This window comes from Albidovulum inexpectatum (genome assembly GCF_002927635.1).
In the GTDB taxonomy this organism is placed as follows: Bacteria; Pseudomonadota; Alphaproteobacteria; order Rhodobacterales; family Rhodobacteraceae; genus Albidovulum; species Albidovulum inexpectatum.
In genome coordinates this window covers 80,171-99,179 of record NZ_PRDS01000001.1, presented here as the reverse complement: position 1 = coordinate 99,179, position 19,009 = coordinate 80,171, and the positions used below count along the sequence as shown (strand labels likewise).

Sequence of the window (19,009 nt, the reverse complement as noted above, 5' to 3'; positions counted from 1 at the left end):
CCGATCTGCCCTAATGGGCCATGAAGACCGGAACCTCGGCGTGCTCGAGCATGTTGCGGGTCGTGCCACCGAAGATCGCCTCGCGGAAGCGGGAATGGCCGTAGGCGCCCATCACGACCATGTCGGCCGCCGTGTCGCGCACATGCCGGTTCAGCACCTCTGACGTATGCGGCAGCGTCTTGGCCAGAACCGATACTTCGGTATTCACGCCGTGCCGCGCCAGGTATTGCGACAACATCCCGCCCGGGTCGGAGCGTTCCGGTCCGTGCGACGGCGGGTCAATGATGCAGATATCGACCAGGTTTGCGGCCTTCAGCAAAGGCAGGGCCGCGCGCGCGGCCACGAGCGCCTCGTCGCTTTCGTTCCAGGCCAGAACGATGCGGCGGCCGAAATCGGCGCTGTCATATCCTTCCGGCAGGACAAGTACCGGGGCGCGGCCTTCGAACAGGGCGGCTTCCAGCACGGCTTCGGGTGCCTCGCCCTTGCTTTTGCCATAAGGCTGGGGCAGCACGACCACGTCGCTATAGCGGGCAAGCATCGCCACGGGTCCTGAAATCGCGCCGATCTGCGCCACGGCAGTTTCGACGCCCCAGCGGATGTCCTCGGGGTTGAGGCGCGCCCGAATGGCGGCCTCGGCGGCCTCGGCATCGGCCTTTGCCTGGTTGTAGGCCTCTTGCGTCAGGATCGCCGTGGCGCCGGCATAGTAGTAACCGATCTGCGTCACATCGACACCAATGCACAGGACGTCCAGATGGGCGTCTTCGCGCCGGGCGAGTTCGATCGCGGCATCGATATGGGACCCTATGCCGGTTGGTCCCGTTGAAATCGTCAATATGGACTTGAAGGCCATCGGATGTCTCCCTTTTCCAGAGCCTTGTGACATCTTCAGGATATATGGCGATGCCGATTTGTCGCCTTGATTCCGATCAACCCATGGTTCACGCAGGTTTGATGCAGATCAATGCGGCCGCGCACCGGCACGGCCAAAAGGCAGAAGATCATGCTGCCCCGATTCCGCGCGAATCGCGGTGGCGTCATGACGAGGGAACGCTGAGATGTGGGATTTCATCAAGCTCGCCGTATTGGGCCTGATCGCGGTTCTGGCCGCGATCGCGGCCAATTACGGCAGGGACGTTGCATATACGGTGAACGCGCTGACGGTGATGCTGGCCGCCGCGATCGCCTTCCTGTGGGTGCTTCGCGGGATCGGCGAAGAAAAGCTGCAACCCGCGAACGAATACAATGACGGGGTGGTTCGCGCCGGCGTCATCGCCACGGCATTCTGGGGGGTCGTGGGCTTTTTGGTCGGTGTCTTCATCGCATTCCAGCTGGCCTTCCCCGGGCTGAACTTCGAATGGGCCCAAGGATACCTGAATTTCGGCAGGTTGCGCCCGCTGCATACCTCGGCGGTGATCTTCGCCTTCGGTGGCAACGCGCTGCTGTGCACGTCATTCTATGTCGTTCAGCGCACTTCGGCCGCGCGACTGTGGGGCGGCAACCTCGCCTGGTTCGTGTTCTGGGGTTATCAGCTGTTCATCGTCCTGGCGGCCACAGGCTACATCCTTGGTGCCACCCAGTCGAAGGAATACGCAGAGCCGGAATGGTACGTCGACTGGTGGCTGACGATTGTCTGGGTCGCCTATCTGGCCGTCTTCCTTGGCACGATCGTCAAGCGGAAAGAGCCGCATATCTATGTGGCCAACTGGTTCTACCTGTCCTTCATCGTGACCGTCGCCATGCTGCATGTCGTCAACAACCTGGCGATCCCGGTCTCGATCTTCGGGTCCAAGTCGGTGCAGGTCTTTGCCGGCGTCCAGGATGCGATGACGCAATGGTGGTACGGCCACAACGCGGTGGGCTTCTTCCTGACCGCGGGCTTCCTGGGCATGATGTACTACTTCGTGCCGAAACAGGCCGAACGCCCGGTCTATTCCTACAAGCTGTCGATCATCCACTTCTGGGCGCTGATCTTCATTTATATCTGGGCCGGCCCGCATCACCTGCACTACACGGCGCTGCCTGACTGGGCATCGACGCTGGGCATGGTGTTCTCGGTCATCCTGTGGATGCCGTCTTGGGGTGGCATGATCAACGGTCTGATGACGCTGTCGGGCGCGTGGGACAAGCTGCGCACTGACCCGATCATCCGCATGATGGTGATCTCGGTGGGCTTCTATGGCATGTCCACCTTCGAAGGCCCGATGATGTCGATCAAGGCGGTCAACTCGCTGTCGCACTATACCGACTGGACCATCGGTCACGTGCATTCGGGTGCGCTGGGCTGGAACGGCATGATCACCTTCGGCGCGCTGTACTTCCTGGTGCCGCGTCTGTGGAACCGCGAACGCCTGTACTCGATCCGCCTTGTCGCTTGGCATTTCTGGTTGGCGACCATCGGTATCGTTCTCTACGCGGCGTCGATGTGGGTCACTGGCATCATGGAAGGCCTGATGTGGCGCGAAGTCGATGCCCAGGGTTTCCTGGTCAACGCCTTTGCCGACACGGTCGCGGCCAAGTTCCCGATGTATGTCGTGCGCGGTCTGGGTGGCGTGATGTACCTGACCGGTGCGCTGATCATGGTCTATAACCTGTGGGCAACCGTTGCGAAGCAGCCCGCCGTGGCGCGCGCTTCCAGCGCTGTCCCGGCTGAATGAGGGAGGCCGGAGACATGGGCATTCTGGACAAGCACAAGTTCCTTGAAACCAACGCGACGGCGCTTCTGATCTCGTCCTTCCTGGTGGTCACAGTCGGCGGTATCGTAGAAATCGCACCGCTCTTCTATATCGAGAACACGATCGAGAAGGTCGAAGGCGTTCGTCCCTACACACCGCTGGAGCTGACCGGCCGCGACATCTATATCCGCGAGGGCTGCTATGTCTGCCACAGCCAGATGATCCGCCCGATGCGGGACGAGGTCGAACGCTATGGTCACTACAGCCTTGCGGCCGAGTCGATGTATGACCACCCGTTCCAGTGGGGATCGAAGCGCACCGGCCCGGATCTGGCGCGCGTCGGCGGCCGTTATTCGAACGAATGGCATGTCGATCACCTGACCGACCCGCAATCGGTGGTGCCGGAATCGGTGATGCCGAAATATGGCTTCCTGGCCAATCGGTTGATCGAGCCCGAGCATATCGAGGATCGCCTGAAGACCGACGCGATGGTGGGCGTGCCCTATACGCCGGAAATGATCGAGCTGGCGCGGGCCGACTTCCTGGCGCAGGCCGATCCCGAGGCCGATACAGACGGGCTTCTCGAGCGCTATCCCGGCGCGGTCGTCGCGAATTTCGACGGCCAGCCCGGGATCACCGAGATGGACGCGCTGATCGCCTACCTGCAGGTTCTGGGCACGATGGTCGATTTCTCGACCTTCGAACCGGACCCGGCGCGCTGAGGAGGGGAGCATGGACCTGTACACCATCACCCGCCAGTTCGCCGACAGCTGGGCGCTTCTGGCGCTGTTCCTGATCTTCATCGGGGTGATCCTGTGGGCTTTCCGGCCCGGATCCCGGCGCGTTCATGACGAGATCGCGACCATTCCCTTCCGCCACGAGGATCGCCCCGCCCCGACCGAGGAGGCAAAGAAATGAGCAGAAAGCCGACCAAGACGACCAAGCCCCCGGTCGAGACGACCGGCCACAGCTGGGATGGAATCGAGGAATACAACAACCCCTTGCCACGCTGGTGGCTGTGGACCTTCTATGCCACGATCATCTGGGGCGTGATCTACACGATAGCCTATCCCGCCTGGCCGCTGATCAATGGCGCGACGCAGGGCCTGCTTGGCCACGATACGCGCCTTGAGGTTGCCGAGGAGATCAGGCAGTTCGAAGAGCGCAATGCGCCGATCGAAGCGAGGCTGGTTTCGGTCGACCTGAATGAGATCGCCAATGATCCCGAACTGGTGAACTATACTCAGAACGCGGGTGGCGCGATCTTCCGCACATGGTGCGCCCAGTGTCACGGATCGGGGGCCGCGGGCAACAAGGGCTATCCCAACCTGCTGGACAACGACTGGCTCTGGGGCGGCACGATCGAGGACATCCACTATACGATCAGCCATGGCATCCGGAACGAGGAAGATCCCGATGCCCGCTATTCCGAAATGCCGCGCTTCGGTGCAGACGGCCTCCTGGAGAAAGAGCAGATCGACCAGGTCGTCCAGTATGTCCTGAAGATTTCCGGGCAGGCGCATGATGCGGCCATGGCGGCCGAGGGCGAGGTGATCTTTGCCGACAATTGTGCCGCCTGCCATGGCGAGGACGGCACCGGCGATCGTACGCAGGGCGCGCCGAACCTGACCGATGCGATCTGGCTGTATGGGGGCGATGTCGACACGCTGACCCAGACCGTGACCTATTCCCGCTTTGGTGTGATGCCACCCATGGGCGGTGCGGAACTGTCCGAAGCCGAGATCCGCGCCGTGGCCGCCTGGGTCCACAGCCGTGGCGGCGGAGAATGACGGAATTCGGGGGGTCAGCCCCGCTGCCCCCCGGATAGAGAGCGCCGGCGCCCCGTCCTGTTCGCGCGTTTCCTGGGGGCGCCGGTGCCTTTTCCCACTGCGGCCGACACGTTCAGTGTTCGGCCGCCTTGTTTAATAGGGAAACGCCGCAACCGTTCAAGATCTGGCGCGGGGTCACTTTGCCGCGCAGTCGAGGCCCTGAACGAAATCGCCATGGGAGGTCGGGTAGCGGGTGATATCCAGCACCCACCCGCTGTTCGTGGCGTCCCAGATGTTGAGATATTCCCAGGTGATATCTCCGCCGGGCGTCACCTCGAAAGCCCTGCCGGCATCGGTCTCCGCGATCAGCACGTTGCCGTTTTCAAGAACCTGATGCTTGCCCCGATAGGGCGTGTAGAAGGGATTTCGGTCGTCTCCCTGGTACAGAACCGCATGTCCCCCGCGTTCGGGGTCAAGTAACAGGATCCTGCTGCCGCCATGCGGCCCGGGATAGCCGTCCGGCGCGCGAATCGGGGTTCGCGGGCGATTGTCGAGAACCGAAATCGTCCCGTCCGGCTCGAAGTCGGGGTCGTGCTGGCCGATGGTCGCCCCTGCGCCGATCCACTTGATGCGGTGTTCCGTTCCGTCGATCACCCAAAGCTGATTGAGATTGCGCAGCGAGACGAGAATATCGCCCGAATCGAACATCGGGAATTTCGCCGCCAGATCGGGCGGCAGGACTTCGACGTCGTTCAGGTGCAGCACGTCTTCGGGGCTGCGGTAGATGTCCTGGATCAGCCCGATCATGTCAGATCTTTGCAACACGTCCAGCAGGTCGATCTCGGCGATCTGGTCGCCGGTTTCGGGATTGAATGCACCCAGCCGGTCCATCCGGAACGGGATGCCGGCAATGTCGGGCGCGCGATGTTCGGCAACCCCCAAAGGAGCCCACAGCCAGCCGCGATGGTCGCGAAAGATCGCGTGATGGCTGCGTGAATGATTTCGCCAGATGATCTTTCCGCATGCGTCCAGCCGCACCATGCCGCGACCGTCGAGATTGGCGACGACGTCTCCGTTCTCCATCAGCACGGCGCCATGGATCAGCGCGTGGTAGCGGTGCTCCATCTCGTCGGGCGCGATCTGGAAGAAATCCACGGGCCAATCATACAGGATCTGCCCGTCGCGACCGAACAGACGAAAGCCCAGCCTTTGGCCGAACAGGCCCGATATGAAGGTCACTCCGGGCGCCATGATGTCCGGCCGCGCGATGGTCACCCCTTCGCCTTCGTGCAAGCGTGGGCCCAGATGCTGATCGGGGCGTTTGAACAGCGCCGCGGTGACCAGTACCTTGAGCTGGCCCATCGTTGCCAGGGTCTGCCGCAATTGCGGCGCCGGCGGAATCGATTTCACCCCCGCAAACAGCCCAAGGCCAAACAGCAGCACCCCGGCGCCCGCCAGCGCCGCAAGTCTGGCCCTGCGCCCAGTTTTTTCTTCGCTCATACCCTCACCGCACCTGGCCCCAACGGGAGTGTAGGCCAGGAATGGTCGCGGATACAGGCCTTGCGATCCAGGTCTTCACAAAAGGCGTACCGAGGCAGAAAGTCGCATGTGTCAGCGGCTTGATCTGGGTCAAGGCCATTACGAGGTTCTCCTGCGAAAAGCACGCTGCGAACAGAAGGATTCCGCCCAGATGAACGAGTCTCCCCAGCCGCAGACATTGTATGCAGCGCGCGAGCCGATCTTTCCCCGCCGGGTCAAGGGTCGTTTCCGCACGTTGAAATGGCTGATCATGGCCGTCACCCTTGGCATATATTACATCACCCCTTGGATCCGTTGGGACCGGGGGCCGAATATGCCGGATCAGGCGGTTCTGGTGGATCTGGCCAATCGTCGCTTCTTCTTCTTCATGATCGAAATCTGGCCCGACGAGTTCTATTTCATAGCCGGCCTTCTGATCATGGCGGGTCTGGGGCTGTTCCTGTTCACTTCGGCGCTGGGGCGCGTCTGGTGCGGCTATGCCTGCCCGCAGACGGTCTGGACCGACCTGTTCATCCTTGTCGAAAGATGGATCGAGGGCGACCGCAACGCGCGGGTGCGCCTGTGGCACGAGAAGTGGAACCTGCGCAAGGCGCGGCTTCGGCTGACCAAGTGGACGATCTGGCTGCTGATCGGGCTGGCCACGGGTGGCGCCTGGGTCTTCTACTTTACCGACGCGCCGACCCTCGCGCGCGATCTGGTCACGGGCAACGCGCATCCCATTGCCTATACGACAATGGGCATCCTGACCTTCACGACCTTCTTCTTCGGCGGGTTCGCGCGTGAACAGATCTGCATCTATGCCTGCCCCTGGCCGCGCATCCAGGCAGCCATGCTGGACGAGGATTCCCTTGTCGTCGCCTATCGCGCCTGGCGGGGCGAGCCGCGGGGCAAGGGCAAGAACCGCGTGGGCCTCGGCGATTGCATCGACTGCGAGGCCTGCGTGAATGTCTGCCCGATGGGGATCGACATCCGCGATGGCCAACAGCTGGAATGCATTACCTGCGCGCTGTGCATCGATGCCTGCGACGAGGTGATGGACCGGATCGGCAAGCCGCGCGGCCTGATCGGTTACATGGCCCTGTCCGATGAGGTTCGCGAGCGCGAGGGCAAACCGCCCATTCCCGTCTGGAAGCATGTCTTCCGCCCGCGCACGCTTTTGTACTTTACCCTGTGGTCGGCCATTGGTGTGGGCCTGATCGTTGCATTGTTCCTGCGCTCACCCATCGAGATAAATGTCACGCCCGAACGCAACCCGATCTACGTGACCCTGGCCGACGGCTCGATCCGCAACATCTATACGCTGCGCATTCGCAACAAGCACCCTGACGAGCGCACGTTTCGGGTGTCGATCAGCGCCGATGGCCATTACCGCCTGACGCTCGAGGGGCAGGACCGGCTTGAAGTCACCGTTCCGGCCGATGAAACACGCACGCAAAGGCTGTATGTCGAGGCGCCAGCGGGTACGAGCCAGGCGCGCGCGGAACGCAGCGAGATCCGTATCTGGATTGCCGATACGGCATCGCACGAGCGGGTATATGCTGATACCGTGTTCAACGGTCGGGGAGAGTAGGATGAAAGGCGAACTGACAGGCAGGAAGGTCCTGTTCATCACGGTTGCGGCCTTTGGCATCATCATCGCCGTCAACGTGGTGATGGCCTATCTTGCGATCCGTACGTTCCCGGGGCTTGAGGTCAAGAACTCCTATGTTGCCAGCCAGGTCTTCGACGCTGAACGGCGCGCACAAGAGGCGCTGGGCTGGAACCTGGAGCACGCGTATGAAAACGGGATGCTGCGGCTGTCCTTCCGTGATCGCGCCGGCCAGCCCGTGCGGGTGCGCGATCTCAGCGTGACGGTCGGGCGCACGACCATGGCGGCACAGGATCGCCAGCCCGAATTCGTCTGGAACAATGGCGACTACGTCGCGCGGGCCGATCTGGCGCCGGGCAAGTGGATGCTTCTTCTGGAAGCGCATGCCGAGGATGGCACCAAGTTCCGCCAAAGGCTGGATCTCTTCGTGAGGGGATGATGTCGGACAGCTACGCCGCCAGCAGCATTTCTGCCTGTCCCGCCTGTGTCGCGGCGCCTGCTGCCGAACGGCTGGCCGAGGCGCGCGAGAAACGCCCGGCGGGGCTGGTCTTTTCCCTGCCCACTGCGCATTGCGCAGCCTGTATAACCGATGTCGAGCGCGCGCTGCGCGAGATGCAAGGCGTGCATTCCGCGCGGGTAAATCTGACGCTGAAGCGCGTGTCGGTCGAGGCGGACCCGTCGATCACGCCAGATGCCGTGATCGAGAAACTGGCCGCGATCGGATATCCCGCGCACGAGCTTGACCCGGGACTGCTGTCGATGACCGAAACCGACCGCCGCGGTCGCGATCTGTTGATGCGGCTGGGCGTGGCCGGTTTCGCGATGATGAACATCATGCTTCTGTCGATCGCGGTGTGGTCGGGGGCGGAATCGGCGACGCGAGATCTGTTCCACTGGATTTCGGCCGCGATCGCGCTGCCGACATTGGCCTTTTCGGGGCAGCCGTTCTTTTCATCGGCATGGGCAGCGATCAAGGCGCGCCGGCTGGGCATGGATGTGCCGATCTCACTGGCCCTGATCCTGGCCGCCGCCGTTTCGCTGTATGAGACGGCGGAAAGCGGGCAGCATGCCTATTTCGATGCCGCCGTCTCGCTGTGCTTCTTTCTTCTGGTAGGGCGCTATCTGGACTATCGCTCGCGCGCTGCGGCGCGTTCGGCGGCCGAGGAACTTGCGGCGCTGGAGGTGCCGCGCGCGACCCGGCTTATAGGCGGCGCGGAAACCGTGGTTCCCGTGGCCGAACTCGAGGCGGGTGATCTTGTCCTCGTGCGCCCCGGCGCACGCATGCCGGCCGATGGCGAGGTGGTCGAGGGCAGCTCGGAACTCGACCGGTCGCTCTTGACCGGCGAGACGCTGCCTGTTCCCGTCGAACCGGGGGGGCGTGTCAGTGCGGGCGAGGTCAACCTGACCGGGCCGCTGGTCTTGCGCGTCACCGCGGCGGGGCGCGATTCATCGCTGCACAGGATGGCCGACCTTGTTGCCGTGGCGGAAAGCGCGCGGACCAGATACACGTCGATTTCCGATCGCATGGCGCGGGCTTATGCGCCGGTGGTCCATCTTCTGGCCCTGGCCGCGTTTGCAGGATGGTTCTACGCGACGCGTGATCTGCGCCATTCGCTCAACGTCGCGGCCGCGGTGTTGATCATCACCTGCCCGTGCGCGCTGGCACTGGCCGTTCCGGCGGTCGTGACCTCGGCTTCGGGTCGCCTGTTCCGAAACGGCTTCCTGATCAAGAACGGAACAGCGCTGGAACGGCTGGCCGAGATCGATACGGTGGTTTTCGACAAGACCGGCACGCTGACGCTGGGTGCGCCCGAGCCAGTCGGCCTGGAGGCACATGATCCGCGCGATCTGTCCCTGGCGGCTGCACTGGCCTCGGCCTCGGCCCATCCCCTGGCCAGGGCCCTGGTGCGCGCCGTGGCGGATATGGGGTTGCGTCCCGACACCGTGCAAGACATCCGCGAGATACCCGGCCAGGGGGTCGAAGGGCGCGTGAATGGATCCGTGGTTCGGTTGGGTCGCGCCGAATGGGTTGGTGCCCCCGTGGTCGAGGGAACGGCGACCTATCTTGCCCTGCCGGACGGACAGACACGCGCCATCCGGTTCTCGGACAGCCTGCGCCCGGGCGCGGCCGAGACCGTTGCCGATTTGCGCGCAGGCGGCCATCGCGTCATTCTTCTGTCGGGTGACGCCGAGGCACCCGTGCGACGCATGGCGGAATCGTTGGGAATCCCGGAATGGTCCGCGGGCCAGAGCCCCCATGACAAGGCCGAGCGCATCGCGCGACTTCAAGCCGAGGGAGCGCGCGTCCTGATGGTCGGCGACGGGTTGAACGACACGGTCGCGCTGGCCTCGGCGCATGTCTCGATCTCGCCGGCGAATGCTCTGGACGCGGCGCGGGTCGCCTCCGACATCGTCGTTCTGGGTCAGGACCTGGGCCCTCTGGCCATGGCGATACGCCTGGCGCGACTTGCGCGCAGGCGGATCGTTGAAAACTTCGGGCTGGCTTTGGCCTACAACGTGATCGCCATTCCCGTTGCACTGGCAGGTCTGGCCACGCCCCTGATCGCGGCGCTGGCAATGTCGGCGTCTTCGATCACCGTGTCGCTGAACGCCTTGCGCCTGAAATGAGGACCGACCGATGGAAATGCTTGTTTTTCTGATCCCGGTGTCGTTGTTTCTGGGCGGGCTTGGTCTGGTCGGCTTTCTGTGGACGCTGAAGAGCCGCCAATACGACGACCCCGACGGCGACGCCCACCGCATCCTGTCCAGTGAATGGGACGATCATCCCAAGCCCTGATGGTCATCACGGGCTTGGCAGCCTACGGCCCCTGAACGTCGCATTCCACCGCACGTGCCTGAAGGCGAAGGCAGGCCAGTTCGGCCATGTCGCGGGTCAGGCCGACGAACTGCGCTTCGTATCCGCCGCTGCGCTTCACGACCTTGCGCAGGGATTCGTCCAGTGTCGCGGTTTCGGTCAACGCGATCTGCAGCAAGCGACGTTCGGCCTCATAACTGCTTGGGAAGCGGCCGACAGAGACGGCCCATTCCCGCCCCCCCGAGGTCGAGACGCGGGTGACCACCTCCAGCGGCACGTCCTGATCCCGTGAAGCCGGGGAAGCAGAGCTGACGAGAACAACCTGTTCTGGCCTGATCCGAAGCGGGGCAGGCCGCGACGGGGCGATTGGCTGGACCCGCACCTCCGTTGCGACCGGTTCGGCCTGTGGTTCGATCGTGGCGATGACCGTCTCGGCTGGCGCGGACGCGTCGGGCTCTTCCGTGACCGCAGAGGCAAGGGTTGTGGGCTCGGGCGCGGTGTCCGGTTCGGCTGGCGCGGCCTTGGTGGCTTCGGCAACCTCGACCGGCTGTTCAGTGCCGGGCGCTGTTTGTGCGGCCATCCTGAAGGGTGAAGGCCGCGGGCGCAGCGAGCTTTCCGGCGCCTTTGCATCGGCGAGCGCAAGCGCAACCGCCTGCGCCACCGGATCGGCCGGATCTTCCGGCGTTTCGGGGCTGATCTCGGCATTCGGTTCGGCCAGCGCGGCCAGCGTTTCAGGCTGCGGCGCGGTTTCCTGAATGAAGCCGGGTTCGGGATCGGCCGTGGCCGGAGCGGCGGCAGCCATCTCGATCGTCTGGGCGGGCAGGGTTTCGGGCTCGGCCGGTTCCTCGGTCCGGGCCAGCGCTTCTTCGGGTTCCGGTGGGTCCTGCGCCTCGGTCAGCACGGCTTCGATCGTGTCTTGCATGGCCAAGAGCAGCTCTTCGGTTTCCGGCGCCGTCTCGGGGCCGGGCCGGGGGCGCGGGCGGGGGCTGACCTTGACGGCGGTATTCAGCCGGATGACCTTGCCTGCGGGCAAGGTTTTCGTGCCCGGCCGTGCCTCGGCCACCACCATGACGTCGTCGTCGACCTTGCCGGAATAGGGCGGTCGCGGCGGCTTTTGCACAGCAACCCGGTTGGGCGAGCGCGCGAAGCCAAGATCCATGAGCTCGGCCACCCGCGCATTTCGCGATGCCACCGACTTGCCGCCGAAGACCGTGACGATCACGCGCTTGCTGCCCCGCTGGGCCGAGGCGGTCAGGTTGAAACCGGCGGCCGAGGTGTAGCCCGTCTTGATTCCGTCGGCGCCCTTGTAGCTGGCCAGGAAACGACGGTTCGTGTGATAGACGCGGGCAATCCCCGCATCGGCCGAGGTGCGCGAGAACAGGTTGTAATACTGGGGATAGTCGTAGAACAGGTGACGCCCCAGGATCGTCATGTCGTGGGCGGTGGACAAATGGCCCTTCGCGGTCAGGCCGTTCGCGTTGACAAAGTTGGTGCGCGTCATGCCCATCGCCTTTGCCATGCGGTTCATGCGACGGGCAAAGGCCGGTTCGCTGCCTTCGATCGCTTCGGCGATCGCCGTGGCCGCGTCATTGGCAGACTTGATCGCCGCCGCGCGGATCAGGTACCGCAAGGCGATTTGCTGCCCTGGACGAAGCCCAAGCTTGGAAGGGGGCTGCGAGGCGGCGTGGCGCGAGATGGTCACCTTGGTATCAAGCGTGATCTCGCCATGCTCGATCGCCTCGAAGGCGATATAGAGCGTCATCATCTTGGTCAGAGAGGCGGGGTGCAGACGCGTGTTCGCGTTCTCCTGGTGCAGGACCTCGCCGGTGCGGGCATCAATCACGTAATCCGCATAAGGCGCCGCGAGCGCCGCCAGCGGCATTGCCAATTGCACGACGATCAGGACCACCGCCCAAACGGTCCATCGCGTGCACTGCCCAAAACAAGCAGATACCCGTCCCATAATTCCTGCCTCGTTCCCCGGATCATTGCCGGGATTTTTGTGATTTACCCAAGGCTAGCACGGCTTTGGCAATCGGAAAACCTTAATGTGTCCGGGTGGTTGTGGCGGTTTCCTGACATGCGGGCTTGTCTGCCGATATGTTGTATGGCCAAGATCACGCTTAACCAGATATGGGCAGCGGGGGGTGCAAGAGGTCGGGCAATTGCCCCAGATGCGACAATTCACGGAACCTGGGGTGATCGCGTGGCGGGTCGGCCCGTTCCAGTTCCCAGGTCAGGTCATGCGGCACATGCACGCCCCAGCCACCGAACTGGAGCACGGGAATGACGTCGGATTTCAATGAATTGCCGATCATGGCCGCGCGTTCGGGGCGAATCGCATGGCGCGCGAAAAGACGTGAATAGATGTCGGCGGTCTTTTCCGAAACGACCTCGACCGCATCGAAATACTCGCCCAGCCCGGATTGGGCCAGTTTGCGCTCCTGGTCCAGCAGGTCGCCCTTGGTGATCAGCATGATACGGAAGCTACCGTGCAGGGCGGCCAGTGTCTCGCGCGCATGTGGAAGCAGCTCGATCGGATGGGCGAGCATTTCGCGCCCGGCGTCGATGAGCTCGCGGATGACCCGTGCGGGAACGCGGTCTTCGGTCACTTCCAGCGCGGTTTCGATCATCGACAGCGTGAATCCCTTGACGCCGAAGCCATAGCGCCCAAGATTGCGTCTTTCGGCCGCCAGAAGCCGTTCGGCCAGGTGATCGGGGTCCGCATGGTCGGCCAGCAGCCTGAAGAAACGCTGCTGGGTCAGGCGGAAAAAGCGTTCGTTGTGCCAAAGCGTGTCGTCGGCATCGAAGGCGACAGTGTCGACATCAAGCATATTTCGTCTCGATCCGCCATGAAACCGCGCGATCGAACCGGGTCGTGAAAGCTTCGGTGGCCCCAAGGCTTTCATCGCGCGCGTCAGACGCTATATAAGGAACCTGAAATTTTTCGACGGCCAGAGTCGCAAACGGCGGCGCCTGCCGTCAAGCCGCAGCGCAGGGAGACATTCGTGTCAGTCAAGGACGCGCTCAGGATCGGGCCGGTCACAATGTCGGGTGGCGAGGACGGCGACAGCGAGTCGTCCGTCGTCACGAAAACGCGCCCCAAGACCCAGCGCCCGCCATTGTACAAGGTGATCCTGCTGAACGACGATTACACGCCGATGGAATTCGTCGTCCACGTGCTGGAACGCTTCTTCCACATGAGCCACGCCCAGGCCTTCGAGGTCATGTTGACGGTCCACAAGAAGGGGCTGGCAGTCGTGGGCGTGTTTTCTTACGAGGTGGCCGAAACCAAGGTTGCCCAGGTGATGGACTTTGCCCGGCGGCATCAGCATCCGCTGCAATGCACGATGGAACGGGAATAGGGCAGAGAGCCCCGACATGACACATCCCAGAATTTCGCTTGCGCTTGGCGCGCCGGGGGCCTTGCCCGAACAGGGCAGGGTGCTTGTGATCGGCGCCCGCGGGCAGGACGATCTGTCTGCCCTGCCGCGCGACCGTAGCGTCGTCGTGCAGGGATTTCGTCCGGATCATGATGCCCTTGTGACGCGCGGCTGGAACGTCGTCACCCGTATGGACGAGGCGGGCGAGAATTTCGCCGCTGCCCTGGTTCTGCTGCCGCGCTCGCGCGAGCAGGGGCGCGCATGGCTGGCCGAGGCAGTGGCGCGCGTACGCCCCGGCGGCCCCGTGTGGGTGGACGGGCAGAAGACCGACGGTATCGAGACGATGCAGAAGGAGTTGCGCGCGCGCGCGAAGCTGGGAGATGTCCTGGCGAAGGCGCATGGCCGCATCCTTCGTATCCAGGCTGACGCGGGCGAAGGTTTCCAGGACTGGGGCGCGCGGGATCTGGAACCCGCGCCGGGCTTCGTGACACGGCCGGGGGTGTTTTCGGCCGATCGGATCGACCGGGGGTCGGTGGCCCTGGCACAGGCCTTGCCCGAAACCTTGCGCGGCGTGGTGGCCGATCTGGGCGCGGGCTGGGGCTGGCTGGCGTCTCGGATTCTCGAACGCCCGGACGTGGACGAGCTGCACCTGGTCGAGGCGGATACGACGGCGCTGGATTGCGCGCGCCGAAATGTCATGGACGACAGGGCGCGTTTCCACTGGGCCGACGTTGCCACCTTTGTGCCCGAGCGGCCATTCGATGTGATCGTGACCAATCCCCCGTTCCATGTGGGGCGCGACGCGGACCCATCGCTGGGCGCCGTCTTCATCGAGGCGGCTGCAAGGATGCTGACCCCTGGTGGGCGCCTGTTCATGGTGGCCAATCGGCACCTGCCCTATGAACCCGTTCTGGCGCGCCTGTTCCGCGACGTCCGGGAACTGGATGGGGTGCCGGGTTTCAAGATCATCTGTGCCGCGCGCCCGATCGTGCAGACCGGCCGGTCCGGCGCGGCGGCAAGACGCTGAACAGCTCTGTGCAACAATTCGGACAGGATGCCATGACACTTTCCATATCGGGCAAGACCGCCATCGTGACCGGCGCTTCCTGCGGCGTCGGGCGGGCGATCGCCCGGCATTTCGTGGACCGCGGCGCCAAGGTCATGTTCGCCGATTATGACGAGGCGCGGCTGAAGGACGAAATCGGCGCCGATGCTGATGACGATGGCGGTTCGATCCGGTGGTTCGCGGGCGATCTGGACAAGAAGCTGGCGATCGCGAACCTGCTGTCCGCCACGATCGACGCGTTCGATCGGATCGACATCGTCGTGAATGCCAGCCGGAAGATCCAGACATCGGACCCGCTGGACCCGGACGATCCGGCGCTGGACATCATGATGCAGCGGAACCTGTTCTCGGCGCTCAAGCTGGGCCAGATGGCCGCGCGCAGGATGATTGCACAGGCAGAAAAGGACGGGCGCGAGGACGGTCCGATCGGGTCGATCATCAACATCACCACGCTTGCCGCGCGACATGCCCATCCCCAGCTTCTGGCCTGCTCGATCGCCGAGGCCGCGCTGGAACAGGCGACGCGGAGCCTGGCCGTGGCGCTTGCCGGGCATCGCATACGCGTCAATGGGATCGCCATCGGCAGCATCATGAGCGCAAGCCTGCAAAGCTGTCTGAAGGACAATCCCGACTGGCGCGAGATCATCGAGGACGGAACGCCGATGGGCCGGATCGGCTCGGCTTCCGAACTGGCGCATGCGGCGCAATTCCTTGCCTCGGACGGGGCGGGATTCGTCACCGGCCAGATCCTGGCGGTGGATGGCGGGCGTGGCCTGATCGATGCGGTGTCCGTTCCGGCCTATTGATCCTGCGGATGGCGCAGGCGGCACTCGGCGATCGCTTCGGCGACGGCCGGCGCAAGGGCGGCTCGGCGGTTGCGCAATCCTTCGAGCTTTCTCTGTTCGGCTTCTGGGTCGATGGCAATGGGGCGGCGGACCGTATCCCAGACGGGCTCAAGGCACATGCGATGCACCGGTTTTGGCGGATCGCCTATCAGGTCGGTGCAGATCTGCCATTCGTGGCGGATGATCTCGCGGGTTTCATAGCCATAGCCTCGGGCCAGATTGGCCTCGGTTTCGGCGATCAGGGCGTCAAGCCTGCGCAGCTCGGCCGAAACGTTGCGGATGCACCTTTCCTGGGGCGTGCCGCAAGCTGACAGCGCCAGGACGAGCATCAGGGCCAGGGGCGTTGGGCGCATGGGGCCGGGTCCATTCGTCGGGATGGTGCAAGTCTAGCCCCCTGGCCCGTCTGCGGCAATTGCGTTGCTGGCGGTAGGGGGCGCGAGGTGATAGCCAGACACAGTGAAGTGACAAGAGGTTGGGCATGACCGACATGATGGAGGCGGAACGCCAGCGGGCATCGGACTGGTTCCGCCAATTGCGCGACGAGATCGTGGCGGCCTTCGAGGCGCTGGAAGATGAGCTTGACGTCGGCCCCGGTGGCGATCGCGCCCCGGGCCGCTTCGACGTTTCGGAAACCCGCCGTCGTGGCAGCGACGACGAGGACGCCGGGGGCGGTCTGATGAGCGTCATGCGTGGCGGACGTGTCTTCGAGAAGGTCGGGGTGAACGTTTCGACCGTTCATGGTCGGCTTGGAGAACGTGCACAGGCGGCGATGGCGGCGCGTGGAATTCCCGGAATGGACGAGGATCCGCGTTTCTGGGCCAGCGGCATCAGCCTGGTTGCGCATATGCAAAATCCGCATGTTCCCGCAGTTCACATGAACACCCGCATGTTCTGGACACCGCGGGCATGGTGGTTCGGCGGGGGCGCGGATCTGAACCCCTGTATCGAATATCCCGAGGATACCCGGCATTTCCACGCGACGCTGAAGGCCGCCTGCGACGCGCATGACGCGGAATACTACCCGCGTTTCAAGGCCTGGGCGGACGAATATTTCTTCATTCCGCATCGGGGGCGTGCCAGGGGCGTTGGCGGGATATTCTATGACGATCTGAATACCGGAGACTGGGAGGCAGACTTTGCCTTTACGCAGGATGTCGGGCGCGCCTTCTTGCCGGCCTTCCTGCCGCTGGTCCGGCGACGCGCCGCCATTGCGGCCTTCGAGGCCGACCGGGAGGCGCAACTGGTGCACCGCGGTCTGTATGCGGAATACAATCTGGTTTACGACCGTGGTACGAAATTCGGGCTGGAGTCCGGGCATGATGCCAATGCCGTCCTGATGAGCCTGCCGCCCTTGGCGAAGTGGATCTAGGGCGATGGGCGATCTTCAGGCGGGTTCGATGCTGGCATTCATCGTCACGTCGATCGTGATCGAGCTGACGCCGGGCCCGAACATGGGCTGGCTGGCCATCGTGGCCGCGGGCGAGGGGCGTCGCCTGGGCTATGCCGCCGTGGCAGGGGTCGCCCTGGGCCTGTCGATCGTGGGGCTTGGCGCGGCTTTCGGGCTTGCGGCGCTGATCACGGCTTCGCCCATCCTGTACGAGATGCTGCGATGGGGCGGGGTGGCGTTTCTGCTGTATCTGGCATGGGAGGGGTGGCAACGGGATGACCGGGCCGAAGAGCCCTTGCCCGACAGTGCCCGGACCATTCTGTATTTTCGCAGAGGTCTGATCGCGAACCTGCTGAACCCCAAGGCCGCGATGTTCTTCATAGCGGTTCTGCCCGGGTTCGTGCCGCCGCAGGGATCCGTTCTGGCAGCGACGGTGATGCTGTCGATGATTTACGTCGCTGTCGCGACTGCAATTCATGCCGCCATCGTGACCTTGGCCGGCGCGGCGCGTCCGTTGCTGGAGAACCCCGATAAGCGGTTGGTCGTGCGGCGCGTGCTGGCAATCCTTCTGGCCGTGATTGCCGTCTGGTTCGCGTGGAGCACGGGACGCGCCGATGGCTGAGCAGGCGTTGTCGTTGCTTGGAAGTTGCGCTAGTTCGCGACGACAAACCCGGAGGCACACATGAAGCCTGAAGAGTGCCAGACGATGGCCGATGTCAGGGCCGAGATCGACAAGCTGGACGCAGAATTGGTGCGCCTGCTGGCCCGCCGTGTCCGCTATATCGACCGCGCGGCAGAGCTGAAGCCCGCTCTGGGATGGCCTGCCCGGATCGATGCGCGTGTCGAAGAGGTGGTCCGCAATGTGCGAGCGAAAGCGGTTCAAGAGAGCCTGGATGCGGAGCTTGTCGAATCGATCTGGCGCCGCCTGATTGATTGGTCCATCGCTCGCGAGGAAGATGCGATGGCTCGTGGGGCGGAAGGCAAGCCGCCGCGCTGACAGAGGGTCGAGTCGAGAAAACGGGCTCTCGGGAAGGGCGCGGTGCGGACCTGCGACCGCCGAGGCCCGCGCTGACCCGCAACTGCCACTGCGCCAGAATCGGGCACGATCGCGGCAGGAGCAAACGGCATCGTTTCCGTCACTGCGGCCCGCTGGGCGCATCGTGGGGCCTGCCTTCAGCCTGACTGACCTTGTGATGGACCGGCTGTTCGGTGCCAACAGCGCGGCTGGACTGTCACACCTGGCAGTTCAAAAGGCACCGAAGTGTATCGCGAAAACGAAATCCTGACTCTTGCGCTGTTGCGCCCTTCGCTCGCCAGGGTTGGTCAACCAGCGACGCTTCGCTTGGCGAGGTGTTCAATGATGACCCGACAGGGCATTCCACCGCTCGGGTCGGTTCGGTCATGCGGCCGACTGCCATCCACGCCCGAAAGCCGCGCGCCTGTAGTCAGAAAGATTCCGGGCAGGTGGTGTCTGGCTGCGGCAGTGAGGCGCTCGGTCACAGGCCGGAGAGCTGGCCTGAAGCGGGTCCCCGAGACGCTGCCGTCCACGCCTCTGTCGATGAGATGCCCGTGGATCCGGCTGTCCCTCGCCATGTCTCCACGAATCGGCCCTGACAGGCGCGGCCGCAGGCAGGACAACGACCCCGAGCACCGGCCCGCACGACCCGTTACCGAAGCGATTTCTGGAGCAAAAGCTGGAGCAAAACTGTAGCAAACACGACCTGGAGCGGACGTAGTTTCGCCCAAACAAGTGCTTTTGAGGGATATTATATGGAGAATTGGTGGAGCCAAGGGGAGTCGAACCCCTGACCTCTTGAATGCCATTCAAGCGCTCTCCCAACTGAGCTATGGCCCCACCGAGGTCTCGGACGTTGCCGCCCGTGTGAGCCGCGATATAGGCAAGCTTGGCGAGGGGTGCAAGCGGAAAATTTCGCTTTTTTCCACG

The 19,009-nt window shown here is 63.8% G+C and carries 19 protein-coding genes and 1 tRNA gene; 14 read left to right on the top strand and 6 right to left on the bottom strand.

Annotated elements, in window-relative coordinates; translation table 11 throughout:
- Positions 1 to 10: 10 nt before the first annotated feature.
- The gene (locus tag LV82_RS00520) at positions 11 to 850 is read right to left on the bottom strand and encodes a universal stress protein (RefSeq protein ID WP_104068769.1); all 840 of its coding nucleotides are present in this window, start codon (positions 848 to 850) and stop codon (positions 11 to 13) included.
- 205 nt (positions 851 to 1,055) lie between these two features.
- Here LV82_RS00520 and ccoN point away from each other — a divergent pair, with 205 nt between their 5' ends.
- Genes ccoN through ccoP form a run of 4 tightly spaced genes read left to right on the top strand, consistent with a single transcriptional unit; the run spans position 1,056 to position 4,462 of the window.
- A complete protein-coding gene (gene ccoN / locus LV82_RS00515) occupies positions 1,056 to 2,654 on the top strand; it encodes a cytochrome-c oxidase, cbb3-type subunit I (protein ID WP_104068768.1) in 1,599 nt (532 codons plus the stop codon).
- 14 nt (positions 2,655 to 2,668) lie between these two features.
- Complete coding sequence (gene ccoO / locus LV82_RS00510; RefSeq protein WP_104068767.1) at positions 2,669 to 3,394, top strand: cytochrome-c oxidase, cbb3-type subunit II; 726 nt, start codon at positions 2,669 to 2,671, stop codon at positions 3,392 to 3,394.
- 10 nt (positions 3,395 to 3,404) lie between these two features.
- Positions 3,405 to 3,590 carry a cbb3-type cytochrome c oxidase subunit 3 gene (locus LV82_RS00505; RefSeq protein ID WP_104068766.1) on the top strand — a complete coding sequence of 62 codons (186 nt, stop codon included), beginning with the start codon at positions 3,405 to 3,407 and terminating at the stop codon, positions 3,588 to 3,590.
- Positions 3,587 to 4,462 (top strand): cytochrome-c oxidase, cbb3-type subunit III, encoded by an 876-nt coding sequence (gene ccoP / locus LV82_RS00500; protein WP_104068765.1) that lies wholly within the window; start codon positions 3,587 to 3,589, stop codon positions 4,460 to 4,462. The genes LV82_RS00505 and ccoP overlap by 4 nt, the downstream gene beginning before the upstream one ends.
- Before the next feature lie 174 nt (positions 4,463 to 4,636).
- Here ccoP and LV82_RS00495 read toward each other — a convergent pair whose 3' ends face one another.
- Positions 4,637 to 5,941 carry an arylsulfotransferase family protein gene (locus LV82_RS00495; RefSeq protein WP_104068764.1) on the bottom strand — a complete coding sequence of 435 codons (1,305 nt, stop codon included), beginning with the start codon at positions 5,939 to 5,941 and terminating at the stop codon, positions 4,637 to 4,639.
- Positions 5,942 to 6,131: 190 nt separating this feature from the next.
- On the opposite strand from LV82_RS00495, the gene ccoG reads away from it, so the two are divergent.
- From ccoG to ccoS, 4 genes are read left to right on the top strand one after another with little or no spacing between them, the layout of a single operon-like run.
- A complete protein-coding gene (gene ccoG / locus LV82_RS00490; RefSeq protein WP_104069251.1) occupies positions 6,132 to 7,550 on the top strand; it encodes a cytochrome c oxidase accessory protein CcoG in 1,419 nt (472 codons plus the stop codon).
- Position 7,551: 1 nt separating this feature from the next.
- On the top strand, positions 7,552 to 8,007 hold the full coding sequence (locus LV82_RS00485; RefSeq protein ID WP_104068763.1) for a FixH family protein: 456 nt from the start codon (positions 7,552 to 7,554) through the stop codon (positions 8,005 to 8,007).
- Entirely contained in the window at positions 8,007 to 10,196 is a 2,190-nt protein-coding gene (locus tag LV82_RS00480; protein ID WP_104069250.1) for a heavy metal translocating P-type ATPase, read from the top strand. Before LV82_RS00485 ends, LV82_RS00480 begins: the two co-directional genes overlap by 1 nt.
- Positions 10,197 to 10,206: 10 nt before the next feature.
- On the top strand, positions 10,207 to 10,365 hold the full coding sequence (gene ccoS, locus LV82_RS00475) for a cbb3-type cytochrome oxidase assembly protein CcoS (protein WP_104068762.1): 159 nt from the start codon (positions 10,207 to 10,209) through the stop codon (positions 10,363 to 10,365).
- 22 nt (positions 10,366 to 10,387) lie between these two features.
- Here ccoS and LV82_RS00470 read toward each other — a convergent pair whose 3' ends face one another.
- Together LV82_RS00470 and LV82_RS00465 are read right to left on the bottom strand one after the other, a co-directional pair.
- The gene (locus LV82_RS00470; RefSeq protein ID WP_104068761.1) at positions 10,388 to 12,346 is read right to left on the bottom strand and encodes a D-alanyl-D-alanine carboxypeptidase family protein; all 1,959 of its coding nucleotides are present in this window, start codon (positions 12,344 to 12,346) and stop codon (positions 10,388 to 10,390) included.
- A 160-nt stretch (positions 12,347 to 12,506) separates the two neighbouring features.
- A complete protein-coding gene (locus LV82_RS00465) occupies positions 12,507 to 13,217 on the bottom strand; it encodes an HAD family hydrolase (protein ID WP_104068760.1) in 711 nt (236 codons plus the stop codon).
- Positions 13,218 to 13,430: 213 nt separating this feature from the next.
- On the opposite strand from LV82_RS00465, the gene clpS reads away from it, so the two are divergent.
- Genes clpS through LV82_RS00450 form a run of 3 tightly spaced genes read left to right on the top strand, consistent with a single transcriptional unit; the run spans position 13,431 to position 15,638 of the window.
- Positions 13,431 to 13,748: an ATP-dependent Clp protease adapter ClpS gene (clpS, locus tag LV82_RS00460; protein ID WP_104068759.1), complete on the top strand. Its 318-nt coding sequence runs from the start codon at positions 13,431 to 13,433 to the stop codon at positions 13,746 to 13,748.
- A 16-nt stretch (positions 13,749 to 13,764) separates the two neighbouring features.
- Positions 13,765 to 14,793 (top strand): class I SAM-dependent methyltransferase, encoded by a 1,029-nt coding sequence (locus tag LV82_RS00455; protein ID WP_104068758.1) that lies wholly within the window; start codon positions 13,765 to 13,767, stop codon positions 14,791 to 14,793.
- A gap of 32 nt (positions 14,794 to 14,825) precedes the next feature.
- Complete coding sequence (locus LV82_RS00450; protein ID WP_104068757.1) at positions 14,826 to 15,638, top strand: SDR family NAD(P)-dependent oxidoreductase; 813 nt, start codon at positions 14,826 to 14,828, stop codon at positions 15,636 to 15,638.
- Here the strand turns inward: LV82_RS00450 and LV82_RS00445 are convergent.
- Complete coding sequence (locus LV82_RS00445; RefSeq protein WP_104068756.1) at positions 15,632 to 16,030, bottom strand: hypothetical protein; 399 nt, start codon at positions 16,028 to 16,030, stop codon at positions 15,632 to 15,634. The genes LV82_RS00450 and LV82_RS00445 overlap by 7 nt on opposite strands.
- Positions 16,031 to 16,155: 125 nt before the next feature.
- Between LV82_RS00445 and hemF the strand changes: the two genes are divergently transcribed.
- The 3 genes from hemF to LV82_RS00430 are packed head-to-tail and all read left to right on the top strand — an operon-like array spanning position 16,156 to position 18,061.
- The gene (gene hemF / locus LV82_RS00440) at positions 16,156 to 17,046 is read left to right on the top strand and encodes an oxygen-dependent coproporphyrinogen oxidase (protein ID WP_104068755.1); all 891 of its coding nucleotides are present in this window, start codon (positions 16,156 to 16,158) and stop codon (positions 17,044 to 17,046) included.
- A 4-nt stretch (positions 17,047 to 17,050) separates the two neighbouring features.
- Positions 17,051 to 17,686 carry a LysE family translocator gene (locus LV82_RS00435; protein ID WP_104068754.1) on the top strand — a complete coding sequence of 212 codons (636 nt, stop codon included), beginning with the start codon at positions 17,051 to 17,053 and terminating at the stop codon, positions 17,684 to 17,686.
- Positions 17,687 to 17,746: 60 nt separating this feature from the next.
- Complete coding sequence (locus LV82_RS00430; RefSeq protein ID WP_245873019.1) at positions 17,747 to 18,061, top strand: chorismate mutase; 315 nt, start codon at positions 17,747 to 17,749, stop codon at positions 18,059 to 18,061.
- 782 nt (positions 18,062 to 18,843) lie between these two features.
- Here the strand turns inward: LV82_RS00430 and LV82_RS00425 are convergent.
- A tRNA-Ala gene (locus LV82_RS00425) sits at positions 18,844 to 18,919 on the bottom strand.
- Positions 18,920 to 19,009: the final 90 nt, after the last annotated feature.